A 12810-nucleotide genomic window follows, 5' to 3' on the forward strand; every position below is an offset into this window, starting at 1 on the left:
ATTTACCCCTTATTCTTTTCGCTCAGGAACAATGCATAAGCCTGTTTTGCGCTCTCGCCACCATGGACAACGGCATGAACGGCTTTCATCATGGCAACCGGGTCTTCGGACTGGAAGATATTGCGTCCCATATCCACACCGGAGGCGCCCTGGTCTATGGCACGGAAACACATATCGAGTGCTTCATCTTCCGGCAATTTTTTCCCGCCTGCGATAACAATCGGCACCGGACATCCGGCAGTAATGCGTTCAAAACCTTCTTCAACAAAATAGGTTTTGATGATCTGTGCGCCCATTTCGGCGGCAATACGGCTGGCGAGAGAGAAATAACGCTGGTCACGCGCCATATCTTTACCGACACCTGTTACCGCCATCACCGGCATACCCACACGCATCCCCGCATCCACCATACTGATGATATTTTTGATGGATTGATGTTCATGCTCTGTCCCGATATACACCTGTGCCGCAACCGCCGACACATTCAGGCGTACGGCATCATCCATTGCCACCGCGACGGCTTCATTGGAAAGCTCGGTCAGAATTGAGTTGGCACCGGATGCACGCAGGACAACCGGTTTGTTGGTGGCGACCGGCACTTGTGAGCGCAGGATCCCGCGGGTACACATCAGAACATCGGTGTGTTCAAAGAGCGGAGCGATATTAATATCAATACGCTCAAGACCGGTGGTCGGCCCCTGGAAATAGCCGTGGTCAAAGGCCAGCATCACGGTTCTGTTATCTTGCGGGTTAAAAATACGGGCAAGGCGCGACTGCATTCCCCAGTCCAGCGAACCACAGCCTTTAAGAGTATAAAGGGTGTTTTTCTGCGGGGTATTCAGCCCGAAATCTTTACCGTCACGGATATCATCTAAATCAGCCATGGAGTTCTCCCTGGAAATTGTGGTTATCAGAAATTGTAGTTGTTAATGTTCTTTTTGGTGAAAATTACGCGCTCAGGCAGCACAACAACACCGTTGCCTTTTGCTTCGTAGTCATACCCCTGGATACTGTTCGGGGAAACCTCGACTTCACCCACGCCGTCGACCATAATTTTATCGCCGACATTCAATTCACCTTTTTTCATCAGTGCATCTGCCACAGCAACTGATATTTCACCCTGTTTCACCACATCCCATAAGGCGAACTGGTTAACTGTGCCGCGCTCCACATACGGGCGCATAACATTCGGGGTGCTGAAACCGACGACCGCAACATCATTACGTTTCAGATTTTCTTTCGCCTGAGCCGCTGCCGGTAAAGCATTGGCATCCGGTGCAATAATCACATCCAGGTCGCTCCAGGCATTCATGATACCTTCGGCTGTCTGTAATGATTTTGTCGCATCGTTATATCCATACTGTGTGGTAACCACTTCCCAGCCCGGATGTTCGGCGGCGATTTTTGCTTTCGCCTCTTTCACCCATTGGTTCTGGTCGGTCACGGTCGGGCTGGAATAGAAGAACGCGACTTTTGCTTTCTCTTTTTTCACCTGATCCGCGGCCATATCCACAAGTATTCCGCCGAGTTGTTTCGGCGTGCCCTGGTCGATATAAATGGAGCGGCATTCCGGGTTGGTATCCGAGTCCCATGTCAGCACTTTCACACCGCGCTGCATGGCGCGTTTAAGAGCAGGGCATAAACCGTCCGGTGATACGGCTGAGACAATAACCGCGTCATAACCACGGTTGACAAAGTTATTGATAAGCTGAACCTGACCGGAAACACTCGGCTCAGTCGGTCCGTCATACGTGACATCGATACCGAGTTTTTTCCCCGCTTCAACTGCACCCTGACCGCCGCTGGTAAAGAATCCGACACCGACAAGTTTAGGAATAAAGGCGACTTTTTGTGCTGCATTCGCCCAGGAAACACATGCGAGACTTAATGCAGTGGCGAGCGCCAGTTTTTTCATGATGGGTTTCATGGTTTTCTCCATTTCGTCAAATCTGTGATAAAAGACGTGTTTTACTCTGATACGAATTGCCTGTTGCGTTTACGCGCCCACCATCCGAGGATGTGATGTCGGTGTAAAGAAACGGAACGTCCAACAACGGCAACAATAAGCAGCGCACCCGAGAGTGCACTGGAGATCTGATTGGGTACACCAATCATTTGCAGCCCCTGCTGTAAGAAACCAACCAGCAGTACAGCGAGAGCCGTTCCTAAAACAGAGCCGGACCCGCCGTAAATATTTGCGCCGCCTAATACAACCGCCGTGATTGCCGGCATCAGGAATGACGCACCGAGATCGGCACGGGCAGAGCCGAAATAGGAGACTAAAATAATGGCAGCGAGAGCGGCAGATACACCGACCATCGAATAAAGCAGACAAATCGTGCGCGTCACCGGAAAGGCACTGTAACGCGCGACACGGGCATTTTGTCCGATCAGAAAGACATTACGCCCGGGATGTGTGCGGTGCAGATAAAACCAGAACACAATCACACAGAGGGCAAAAATAATCAGCGGAAGCGGAATACCGTACAGATCCAGATTGGCAAAATCGGTAAAGGCCATCGGGAAGCCGCCGATCCCCTCAAAGCCGCTGGCACCGGAAAGCCCGGAGAGCAGCAGGGCGCAGCCGCCGAACAGATACATAGTACCGAGGGTAATAACCAGCGGGTTTATACCGGTAAATAAGATAAGCAGGGCATTAATCAGTCCGCACAGAGCACCGGTCAGCAATGTCAGCGGAATGGCGGCAATCATCGGCACACCCGCCTGGTTAAGAATACCGAGCACAATAGAGGACAACCCGATAGTGGCGCCGAATGAGATATCCATTCCGCCGCTGACTATCACCAGGGTGAGCGGCAGCGCCACCAGCCCGATACAGATAAAGTCACTGGTACTGAACAGCAGCACATTGGCATCCAGCATGCGCGGGTTACCCATCCCGAATAACAGGATCTCTGCCACCAGCAGCAGTAACAGTGAAATTTCCCAGCCGTAACGTTTGATACCAGTCATTTTTTTGTCTCCTGCTGCGGGGACGGATTGAGGAACCGTGCGTAACGCTGGGCGCGGAGGTTTTTCTCCAGTGCCACGCGCAGACGACCATCAAAGACTAAGACGGCGAGCAAGACAAAACCGGCGATAAAATCATTCCACCAGGCCGGCAGTTTCAGCAGCACCAGCACGCTGTCAATCTGAGTCATAAAGTAAGCGCCAAGAATTGCCCCGGCAATAGTTCCGGTGCCGCCCAGCAGACTTATTCCGCCCAGTACGCAGGCTGCGATAGCTTTCATTTCCAGCCCGTTACCGGTCTGATTCGGGATAAAGCCGATTTGTGAGGCAAAGACGATACCGGCAAGTGCTGCCATCATGCCATTGACTGAAAAAGCAATAATTCGTGTTCTGTCTACCGGAACACCTAACTGGCGTGCGCCCTGTAAGTTATCGCCGGTGGCATAAAAACCGCGTCCGGCAGTCGTGCGGGACAGAAACAGTGTCATCAGAATAATCAGCAGGATAATGAACCAGCCAATCGGCGATAATCCCAGGAAAACCGGCTGCGACAGGGCTTTCAGTTCTGCCGGTAAACCTTCAATCCATTTACCGCCGGTCAGTAATAACATAATGCCGCGATACAGTCCGAGCGTGCCGAGGGTGGCAACAATCGCCGGTATTTTGAACCAGGTTACCAGAATGCCATTAAACAGCCCGGCGAGCAGGCCGGTGGCAACGGTCAGCAGAATGGCGACTGTCAGGGGCAGCCCGGCATTCAGTGAAATGCCGATAATCACCGCACACAGCCCGGTGGTGGAGCCGACCGAGACATCAATATTGCGCGTCAGCATCACCAGGGTGGCACCAATCGCCAGCAGCATCTGGATTTGAGCACTGCCGAAAATCATGGTGGCGGTCTGAAAACTGAAATAGCGGGTTTCCATTCCACCCAGTAATATAAACAGGCAGAGGATCGCGAGCAGCGCGGTCACTTCTCGGTTATTTTGTATATATTTCAGCATGATGCCGCCTCCTGTGATGTTCTGCTTTCTGTTTCGGACCTTTTTGTGTCAGTGCAGCGGCGCTGCTCACCAAATGCCATGTGCATAATGGTATCGACATTCATTTCATTGTGTTGCAGTTCACCGACAAATTCGCCCTGATGCATGACCAGTACGCGGTCAGCCAGTGCCACAACTTCATCCAGATCTGATGAAATCAGTAAAATCGCCACATTTTGCTGTGCAATACTTTGTATAAGCTGATAAATATCATTTCGTGCCCCGACATCCACGCCACGCGTCGGCTCATCAATAATCAGCAGGGACGGATTGGCTTCCAGGCATTTTGCTATCAGGATTTTTTGCTGATTTCCGCCGGAAAGTGTGCGCACCAGTTGCTGACCGTCATTGAATTTGATATTCAGTGCGCGGCGGTAGCGCTCCAGCACCGCATCATCATAAGCGCGACGAACCAGCAGCCCCCGGTGGTTATGCACCAGTGCGCCGATATTCCAGGTCAGCGGCGCATCAAGGAAAAGCCCGGATGCCTGGCGATCTTCCGGTAAACAGACCAGCCCGCGGGTAAGGCGTTTTTCTGTACTGACTCCGCGTAAATTCTCACCGTTGAGGTGAATGTCACCGGCGATCAGCGGGCGCAGACCATATAATGTCTCCGCGAGTTCAGTCCGGCCGGCGCCAACGACGCCGGCCAGCCCGACCACTTCCCCCGGGTTGACAACAAAACTGATATGACGGAATCCTTCGCCACAGGCATTACGGACATCCAGCACCGGTTCACCGGATTGCGGATTATTGCGGGCAGAGGCGAGATCCAGCCATAATTTTTGGGTGTCAGATAACGGTTTTTTCTTGGCTTCCGGCGTGATCGCCTGAATGATTTCATCGGTTGAAAACTGTTTTGCCGGTCCGGTCAGGGCAATATTGCCGTCACGCATCACACTCAGATAATCAGCAATGGCATGAATTTCCGGAATTTTATGGGAGATAAAGACAATCCCGACCCCTTTTTGCTGTAATTCCCTGATCCGCTCAAACAGGCGGCTTGTTTCAGCCGGTGTCAGGGAGGCGGTGGGTTCATCCAGAATAAGAATGCGTGAGTCCCGCATCAGCCCCCGCATTATCTCAACTAACTGCTGGTCAGCCACATTCAGGCTGCCCGCGCGGGCGCTCAGGTCAAAATTGCAGCGCAGCGCGCTGAGCATCTGTTGTAATTTTGCTTTACCCGCCTGATGTTTCGGCAGACGAAAGAGAATGTTTTCCTGCACGGTCAGATTAGGGAACAGCAGCGGCTCCTGCGGAACCAGATACAGCCCGAGTTGATGTGCTTTTGCCGGTGTCAGGTGCGAAATGTCCTGACCTTCAAGTGTAAGTGTACCGCTATCCGGCTGCTCAATCCCTGCAATGATTTTCATCAGAGTGGATTTACCCGCGCCGTTTCCGCCGAGCAGGGCATGAACCTGTCCCGGTAACAGTGTGAAGTCGATGTGTTTCAGCACCACCACGCCGGAAAATTGTTTGGCTATTCCGCGGGCAGTCAGCAGTGGCTGAACAGGGTGTTGCTTTCCGGACATAACGGCACCTCTGATGTTATGGGTATTGTGCTCGGATGTTATGTGATGAAGAAAACATCAAAAATGAACATTTATAATTTATAAACACATTTGTTCATAAATGTAATCCATAAAAATGAAATATGACAATAATTTCACCACATTTTGTGAAAAAATTAGATCTGCGTTAGAATCTGTTCAAAATTTTGGCTTGCACCTCTGGCGAAATCCGCAAAAAGGTGCTTATCTGTAAAAATGGAAAACAAAAGTTCACATGTCGACAGTCTCTAAAAATACAAAAGCAGCCCCGGTAAGCCCCGTTTCTTCGATGGACTATGACGCCTCAGGACTGAGTATGAATGAAGAAGAGTTATTGGCCCGTATTGCCTGGTTTTATTACCATGATGGCCTCACACAGGGAGACATCGGGGATCTGCTCGGCCTGACACGACTTAAAGTGTCGCGTTTACTCGAAAAAGGACGTCAGTCCGGTGTTATCCGGGTGCAGATAAATTCCCGGTTTGAAGGATGTCTGGAGCTTGAAGATCTTCTGAAGAAAAGATTTTCATTAAAACAAATTCGCATCCTGCCCTCACTGAACGGACCTGAACTTCACAGCCGGCTTGGTGTTGCCGGCGCACATCTTCTGATGTCTCAGCTTACACCCGGACAATTGCTGGCGGTCGGCTTTGGTGAAGCAGCGATGGCAACATTGCAGCACCTGAGCGGATTTGTGTCTTCACAGCAGATCCGGCTGGTAACACTGTCCGGCGGGGTCGGGCAATACATGACCGGTATCGGGCAGCTCGATGCCAATTGCCCGGTCAGTATCATTCCTGCGCCGCTGCGGGCATCCAATGCCACGGTTGCCGCGACATTCCGCCGCGAGCGCAGTGTGCAGGATGTCCTTATGGCAGCCTGTGCGGCAGATATTGCGGTGGTCGGGCTGGGCGCGGTTAATCAGAAACAGGATGCGACCATTATGCGCTCCGGTTACATCAGCAGCGGTGAGCAACTGATGCTGGGACGGCGCGGCGCAGTCGGTGACATTCTCGGCTATTTTATCGGTCGCGAAGGTGAAATGACCGATGATGTGGAAATGCACCGCGAACTTATCGGTATCACCCCGGCGGAGCTGAAAAACATTCCGACTGTTGTGGGTGTGGCGGGCGGTGAAGAGAAAGCTGAAGTGATAGTGGCGGCGCTGCTGGGCGGGTATATCAATGCGCTGGTCACGGATGAACAAACGGCACGGGTGATGCTGACATTATTAACCTGATGCGCTGACTGTCTGTGCTCTGTGGCTGACAGCCGCCGCTGAAAATACGCTGTATTTCATGATGTACCGGTATCAATCCAATTAATTTTGTGAGGATGGCGACATGGATCAGAGCACAGGCAGCCAGTCATCAAAGTACCTGATGGCACTGGATGCGGGAACAGGCAGTATCAGAGCCGTAATTTTTGATCTTCACGGCAACCAGATTGCCGCCGGACAGGCGGAGTGGCGTCATAATGAACTGCCGGACGTTCCGGGCTCGATGGAATTTGACCTGCACACCAACTGGCAGCTGGCATGTCACTGCATTAAGCTGGCACTGAAAAACGCCGGATTACCGGCTTCCTCGATTGCAGGTGTGTCTGCCTGCTCCATGCGTGAGGGGATTGTTCTCTATGATCGCAGCGGGGAGCCTATCTGGGCATGTGCCAATGTGGATGCCCGTTCAAGCCGCGAAGTCAGCGAATTAAAAGAGCTGTACAACAATACCTTTGAATATGATGTTTATCAGTGTTCCGGGCAGACCTTAGCGCTGGGTGCAATGCCGCGTCTGTTATGGCTGGCACATCACCGTCCGGATATTTACCGGCAGGCGGGAACACTGACAATGATAAGCGACTGGCTTGCCTGCAAACTGAGCGGCGAACTGGCAGTCGATCCCTCCAATGCCGGAACTACCGGTATGCTTGATTTAGTCACCCGCAACTGGCGTCCCGGTTTGCTGGAAATGGCAGGGTTGCGCGCGGATATTCTCTCGCCGGTAAAAGAAACCGGTACGGTATTGGGATATATTACGGCGAAAGCTGCTGAAGAATCCGGTCTGGTAGAAGGCACGCCGGTTGTTATGGGCGGCGGGGATGTTCAGCTTGGCTGCCTGGGCCTCGGCGTTGTCAAACCGGGACAAACAGCGGTACTCGGCGGAACTTTCTGGCAGCAGGTGGTTAACCTGCCGCAGCCGGTCACTGATCCTGACATGAATACCCGTATTAACCCGCATGTTATCCCGGGCATGGTTCAGGCGGAATCGATCAGTTTCTTTACCGGACTTACCATGCGCTGGTTCCGTGATGCGTTCTGCGCGGAAGAAAAATTGGTCGCCGAACGGCTTGGTGTGGATGCGTATTCATTACTGGAAGATATGGCAGCCCGCGTTCCGGCAGGCTCTCACGGTATCATGCCGATTTTTTCTGATGTGATGCGTTTTAAATCCTGGTATCACGCGGCACCCTCTTTTATTAATTTGTCGATTGATGCAGAAAAGAGTAACAAAGCCTCTCTGTTCCGCGCACTGGAAGAGAACGCCGCGATTGTTTCCTCACTGAATCTGGATTTAATTGCCCAATTCAGCGGCGTGAAAGCGGATTCTCTGGTGTTTGCCGGCGGAGGCTCAAAAGGCAAACTCTGGAGCCAGATTCTGGCCGATGTCACCGGTGTGCCGGTTCGTGTGCCGGTCGTGAAAGAAGCGACCGCTCTGGGCTGTGCAATTGCCGCCGGTGCCGGTGTCGGGTTATATGATGATATGGCGTCTGCCGGTGAGCGTCTGGTCCAATGGCAGCAGGAATACCAGCCAAATCCGGAACACCGCGACGTCTATGACAAAGCGAAACAAAACTGGCAAAAAGTCTATGCAGATCAACTGACGCTGGTGGATTCCGGTCTGACCACATCAATGTGGAAGGCGCCGGGTCTGAAATAATCCCTGTATCAATAAAAAGCAGAGATACCGGATGTCCGGGTAAACCTGCGATGACGGGCAGGGAAACGAAAAGCATGCGCGTCATGGATGACGCGCCTGAGCGCACACGGATGTGTTTACAGCGATTTTTCGGTTTTGCCCGTCATCAGCAGAGGCACTATATATTCACAGAAAACACTGTTTTTCAGCAAACCTCTGCTTTCCTCAAAACCTACACCGCAGCAATAATCTTGATTTCAACTTTATAACCAGGATTCATCAGTGCTGCTTCAACAGTACAGCGCACCGGCGCACTGCCGTGAGCAACCCAGGCATCCCATGCCGCATTCATTCCGGCAAAATTCGCTTTATCCGCCAGGAAAATCGTGGCATCCAGTATTTTGGTTTTATCTGAACCGGCGCGGGCAAGTATTTTATCAATCGCGTGCAGCGCACTGGCTGTCTGCGCGGTAATATCTCCGCTCAGGTCTTCCGGGACACTGGTGTAATAAATAGTGTTATTGTGCACAACGGCTTCAGACCAGCGGTCTTCCGGGTCAATTCGCTGAATTGTCATTCTCTCTCCTGTAAATATATCCAGTTTCTTACACAGCAAGGTGGTGCTATCGCTCAACCCTTGGCATAATTGCGGTCTATTTTGTCAGAAGAGAACGCGCGTGTCAGACGATTTTGCAAAAAATGGCCGGTTAGCTCAGGTGATCCCCGGTTTTCAGCCGCGGGAAGCACAGGTGACCATGTCCGCCGCCATCAGCCGGGCGATTGAAACACAAGGTCAGTTGGTGGCAGAAGCCGGCACCGGGACCGGGAAAACTTACGCCTATCTGGTGCCCGCGTTGCGCGCCGGAAAGAAAACAATTATCTCCACCGGTTCGAAAGCGTTGCAGGATCAGCTGTATAACCGTGATCTTCCGACTATTATTCAGGCACTGGACTATGACGGCAAAGTCGCGCTGCTGAAAGGGCGCTCGAATTACCTTTGCCTTGAGAGACTGGATCAGCAGGCGCTCGGTGATGTTAATATGGATCATGAAACGCTGAGCCGGATAGTCGCAGCGCGGCGCTGGGCAAGCGTGACTGAACTGGGTGATATCAGCACCTGCCATGATATTCCGGAAGACAGCCCGGTCTGGCCGCTGATTACCAGCACCAATGATAATTGCCTCGGCAGTGACTGCCCGCAATATAAAGACTGTTTTGTTCTGAAAGCCAGGCGTAAGGCACTGGACGCGGACGTGGTGGTGGTCAACCATCATCTGTTTATGGCTGATCGGGTGGTGAAAGATACCGGTTTCGGGGAATTAATCCCGGAGGCGGAAGTGATTATTTTCGATGAAGCGCATCAGATCCCTGATATCGCCAGCCAGTATTTCGGTCAGCAACTCAGCAGCCGCCAGTTATTTGATCTCACGCGCGATATCATTATGGCTTACCGGACAGAGCTGCGCGATCAGGCTCAGTTACAAAAATGCGCTGATCGCCTGACCATGTGCACACAGGATTTCCGTCTGGCGCTGGGGGATACCGGCTATCGCGGTAATCTGCGCGAATTACTGGCAAAGCCTCATATTCAGCAGGCGATAACACGCCTCGATGATACCCTGGAGCTTTGCTATGACGTGATGAAACTGTCTCTCGGGCGATCCACAATGCTGGATGCGGCTTTCGAGCGGGCAACGGTTTACCGTAACCGGTTGAAACGCCTGAAAGACGTTTCCATTCCGGGCTACAGTTACTGGTTTGAAAGTTACGGACGTCACTTTCTGCTGGCACTGACACCGCTCACGGTGGAAGATAAATTCCGTGAAATGATGAGCAGTGCGAATATTGCCTGGGTGTTTACGTCCGCGACACTGTCCGTCAATGACGATCTTCATCATTTTACCCGTCGTCTGGGGCTGGACAGCGCGGAAACACTTATTCTGCCGAGTCCGTTTAATTTTCAGGAACAAACTTTACTGTGTGTCCCGCGTTTTCTGCCGGTGCCGAATCAGTACGGCGCGGCAAAACAACTGGCGGAACAACTCAGACCGCTGATCAACCAGAATCGTGGGCGTTGCTTCTTTTTATGTACCTCACATCAGATGATGCGTGACCTTGCATCAGAATTTCGTCAGTCACTGACTCTGCCGGTGCTGGTTCAGGGCGAAACCAGTAAGAGTCAGTTACTCAGTGATTTTGTCTCATCCGGAAATGCATTGTTGGTTGCAACCAGCAGTTTTTGGGAAGGTGTGGATGTGCGCGGTGATGCACTGACCTGTGTCATTATCGACAAACTGCCGTTTACGGCCCCGGACGATCCGTTGCTGAAAGCCCGGATGGAGGATTGCGCAGTGCGGGGTGGTGATCCGTTCCGTGATGTACAAATCCCGGATGCTGTCATAAGCCTTAAACAGGGTGTCGGGCGGCTGATACGTGATACAGAAGATTACGGCGTGATTGTCATCTGTGACAGCCGGATTGTTATGCGCCCTTATGGTGAAATCTTCCTGAAAAGCCTGCCACCTTCACCCCGCACGCGGTCACTGGCGAAAGCTGCTGAATTTCTGGCAGCACGGCACGCTCAGCGCAGGCAATCAACTGACTGATAACCGCAAGAATGATCACTTATCAGGGTAAATATTCTGTCATGATGATTTTTTTGCTACCATAAACCTTACTTTTCTTTGCCGGAGTTATGGCATGTCCACCCGAATTTTAGCTTTAGATACCGCAACCGAAGCCTGTTCTGTTGCGCTTTATAATAACGGCGAAATCACTGCCGATTTTGCTGAGACTCCCCGTGAGCACACGCAGCGTATTCTGCCGATGGTACAGGCCGTGCTGGCGCAGCAGAATATCAGGTTACAGGATCTCGATGCACTGGCGTTTGGTCAGGGACCGGGGAGTTTTACCGGCGTGCGTATTGGTGTCGGCACCGCTCAGGGACTGGCGCTTGGCGCAGAGCTGCCGATGATCGGTATTTCATCGCTGAAAACCATGGCTGAAGGGGTTTTCCGCACCACCGGGCTTATCCGGGCGCTGATTGCTATTGATGCCCGTATGGATGAAATTTACTGCGCTGCCTATACGCGTGATGAGCAGGGCGTATTTCATGCACAATCAGCAGAAGCTGTGCTGAAACCAGCAGATTTTATTGCCCGCTGCGCCGGACTTTCCGGAGAATGGGGACTTGCCGGTACCGGTTGGGCGGCGTATCCGGATATGCAGGGTGCCATCCGCGCATCAACACAAATGACGGACATTACACTGCCTCATGCACAGGATATGTTGCCGCTGGCAGTCATTGCTCTGCAGCAGGGCGAAACCGTTCCGGCAGAAGCCGCGGAGCCGGTTTATCTGCGCAATGAAGTGACCTGGAAGAAATTGCCGGGCAGGGAATAGTGCGAAAATATAGACGGCGTCAATTGTTGAATCGCCGGACATAAGCCACAATAAGAGTATCGGGTCTGTCACAAGAGGTCACTGTTATGATGAATCGCTTACATAGTCGCCTGAAGAGTAGCCTGAAATATTGCGTTGTGATTACCACGCTGGCGCTGACGGGCTGCGCTACGGTGCCGGACGCCATCAAAGGTACCGGTCCGTCTCTGGTTACGGATTTTTCTGCGGCGCAAAAAGCTCCGCAGGCATATAAAGGAATGGAAGCGCGTTTCGGCGGGCGTGTTCTGAATGTACTGAATCAGCCGGACGCCACTCAGTTAGAGATTGCGGTTATGCCGCTTAACAGCTCCGGTGCGCCTTTCCTCGGGTCAGTCACAACCGGCAGAATGTACGCCCGGATTAACGGTTTTCTCGAGCCAAGCAATTTCCTTGACCAGTATGTTACGGTTATCGGCACATTGAACGGCACAAAACAGGGGCATATCGGGGAAGTGGCATACACCTTCCCGGTGATTGATGTCACCGGTTATCAGCGCTGGCATAAATCACAGCAGGTAATGATGCCGCCGCCGGTTTACGGACCTGATCCATGGCGCTGGCAAAATGGCTATTACGGTGGCGGCTATTATGGCGGCGGCTGGTATTATCCGCCGGGACCTGCCGTGGTACAGGATTACCTGGTACCATAATCAGGGTGATTTACGGATGGTAACACCTTAAAATTCAGCATAAATGCTGATTTGGGTGTACAATCACATACGTTTTTATAAGCAGACGTTATCATTATTATCTGTTTAATATGAATAAATTAAGAGGCGGCATTTGCCGCCTCAATTATTATCTGTATTTGTAAAATAAATTAGTGATGTGTCTCTCAACCTGAAACAGATTAATTGTCTGAAACCGCCGGTTATGTAAATACTTTGTTAA

At 51.9% G+C, this 12810-nt stretch carries 11 protein-coding genes; 5 read left to right on the forward strand and 6 right to left on the reverse strand.

Annotation, left to right across the window (positions count from 1 at the left end):
• Window positions 1-2: 2 nt before the first annotated feature.
• The 5 genes from lsrF to lsrA are packed head-to-tail and all read right to left on the reverse strand — an operon-like array spanning window position 3 to window position 5545.
• A complete protein-coding gene (lsrF, locus tag ACMHKJ_RS01660) occupies window positions 3-884 on the reverse strand; it encodes a 3-hydroxy-5-phosphonooxypentane-2,4-dione thiolase (RefSeq protein WP_413491735.1) in 882 nt (293 codons plus the stop codon).
• A gap of 26 nt (window positions 885-910) precedes the next feature.
• Entirely contained in the window at window positions 911-1927 is a 1017-nt protein-coding gene (gene lsrB, locus ACMHKJ_RS01665; RefSeq protein WP_413491736.1) for an autoinducer 2 ABC transporter substrate-binding protein LsrB, read from the reverse strand.
• Window positions 1928-1968: 41 nt separating this feature from the next.
• Window positions 1969-2973 carry an autoinducer 2 ABC transporter permease LsrD gene (lsrD, locus tag ACMHKJ_RS01670; RefSeq protein WP_413491737.1) on the reverse strand — a complete coding sequence of 335 codons (1005 nt, stop codon included), beginning with the start codon at window positions 2971-2973 and terminating at the stop codon, window positions 1969-1971.
• A complete protein-coding gene (gene lsrC / locus ACMHKJ_RS01675) occupies window positions 2970-3974 on the reverse strand; it encodes an autoinducer 2 ABC transporter permease LsrC (protein ID WP_413491738.1) in 1005 nt (334 codons plus the stop codon). Before lsrC ends, lsrD begins: the two co-directional genes overlap by 4 nt.
• Window positions 3968-5545, reverse strand: a complete 1578-nt coding sequence (gene lsrA / locus ACMHKJ_RS01680; RefSeq protein ID WP_413491739.1) for an autoinducer 2 ABC transporter ATP-binding protein LsrA — start codon at window positions 5543-5545, stop codon at window positions 3968-3970. The genes lsrC and lsrA overlap by 7 nt, the downstream gene beginning before the upstream one ends.
• 307 nt (window positions 5546-5852) lie before the next feature.
• On the opposite strand from lsrA, the gene lsrR reads away from it, so the two are divergent.
• Together lsrR and lsrK are read left to right on the forward strand one after the other, a co-directional pair.
• Window positions 5853-6803, forward strand: a complete 951-nt coding sequence (gene lsrR, locus ACMHKJ_RS01685) for a transcriptional regulator LsrR (RefSeq protein WP_413492101.1) — start codon at window positions 5853-5855, stop codon at window positions 6801-6803.
• Window positions 6804-6906: 103 nt separating this feature from the next.
• The gene (lsrK, locus tag ACMHKJ_RS01690; RefSeq protein ID WP_413491740.1) at window positions 6907-8499 is read left to right on the forward strand and encodes an autoinducer-2 kinase; all 1593 of its coding nucleotides are present in this window, start codon (window positions 6907-6909) and stop codon (window positions 8497-8499) included.
• A 211-nt stretch (window positions 8500-8710) separates the two neighbouring features.
• Here the strand turns inward: lsrK and ACMHKJ_RS01695 are convergent, their stop codons facing one another.
• The gene (locus tag ACMHKJ_RS01695) at window positions 8711-9055 is read right to left on the reverse strand and encodes a RidA family protein (RefSeq protein WP_413491741.1); all 345 of its coding nucleotides are present in this window, start codon (window positions 9053-9055) and stop codon (window positions 8711-8713) included.
• 100 nt (window positions 9056-9155) lie between these two features.
• Here ACMHKJ_RS01695 and ACMHKJ_RS01700 point away from each other — a divergent pair, with 100 nt between their 5' ends.
• The 3 genes from ACMHKJ_RS01700 (at window position 9156) to ACMHKJ_RS01710 (ending at window position 12569) form a co-directional block, all read left to right on the forward strand.
• Window positions 9156-11084 (forward strand): ATP-dependent DNA helicase, encoded by a 1929-nt coding sequence (locus tag ACMHKJ_RS01700; protein ID WP_413491742.1) that lies wholly within the window; start codon window positions 9156-9158, stop codon window positions 11082-11084.
• A 94-nt stretch (window positions 11085-11178) separates the two neighbouring features.
• Window positions 11179-11880, forward strand: coding sequence for a tRNA (adenosine(37)-N6)-threonylcarbamoyltransferase complex dimerization subunit type 1 TsaB (gene tsaB / locus ACMHKJ_RS01705; protein ID WP_413491743.1), 702 nt, complete (start codon window positions 11179-11181; stop codon window positions 11878-11880).
• Between the two features lie 86 nt (window positions 11881-11966).
• Window positions 11967-12569 carry a Slp family lipoprotein gene (locus tag ACMHKJ_RS01710; RefSeq protein ID WP_413491744.1) on the forward strand — a complete coding sequence of 201 codons (603 nt, stop codon included), beginning with the start codon at window positions 11967-11969 and terminating at the stop codon, window positions 12567-12569.
• Window positions 12570-12810: the final 241 nt, after the last annotated feature.

Source organism: Morganella psychrotolerans, from assembly GCF_965118875.1.
GTDB classification, from domain to species: domain Bacteria; phylum Pseudomonadota; class Gammaproteobacteria; order Enterobacterales; family Enterobacteriaceae; genus Morganella; species Morganella psychrotolerans_C.

Coding starts and splice junctions, on each gene's coding strand:
- lsrF (WP_413491735.1), bottom strand. CDS start 884: ATGGCTGATTTAGATGATATCCGTGACGGTAAAGATTTCGGGCTGAAT.
- lsrB (WP_413491736.1), bottom strand. CDS start 1,927: ATGAAACCCATCATGAAAAAACTGGCGCTCGCCACTGCATTAAGTCTC.
- lsrD (WP_413491737.1), bottom strand. CDS start 2,973: ATGACTGGTATCAAACGTTACGGCTGGGAAATTTCACTGTTACTGCTG.
- lsrC (WP_413491738.1), bottom strand. CDS start 3,974: ATGCTGAAATATATACAAAATAACCGAGAAGTGACCGCGCTGCTCGCG.
- lsrA (WP_413491739.1), bottom strand. CDS start 5,545: ATGTCCGGAAAGCAACACCCTGTTCAGCCACTGCTGACTGCCCGCGGA.
- lsrR (WP_413492101.1), top strand. CDS start 5,853: ATGGACTATGACGCCTCAGGACTGAGTATGAATGAAGAAGAGTTATTG.
- lsrK (WP_413491740.1), top strand. CDS start 6,907: ATGGATCAGAGCACAGGCAGCCAGTCATCAAAGTACCTGATGGCACTG.
- ACMHKJ_RS01695 (WP_413491741.1), bottom strand. CDS start 9,055: ATGACAATTCAGCGAATTGACCCGGAAGACCGCTGGTCTGAAGCCGTT.
- tsaB (WP_413491743.1), top strand. CDS start 11,179: ATGTCCACCCGAATTTTAGCTTTAGATACCGCAACCGAAGCCTGTTCT.
- ACMHKJ_RS01710 (WP_413491744.1), top strand. CDS start 11,967: ATGATGAATCGCTTACATAGTCGCCTGAAGAGTAGCCTGAAATATTGC.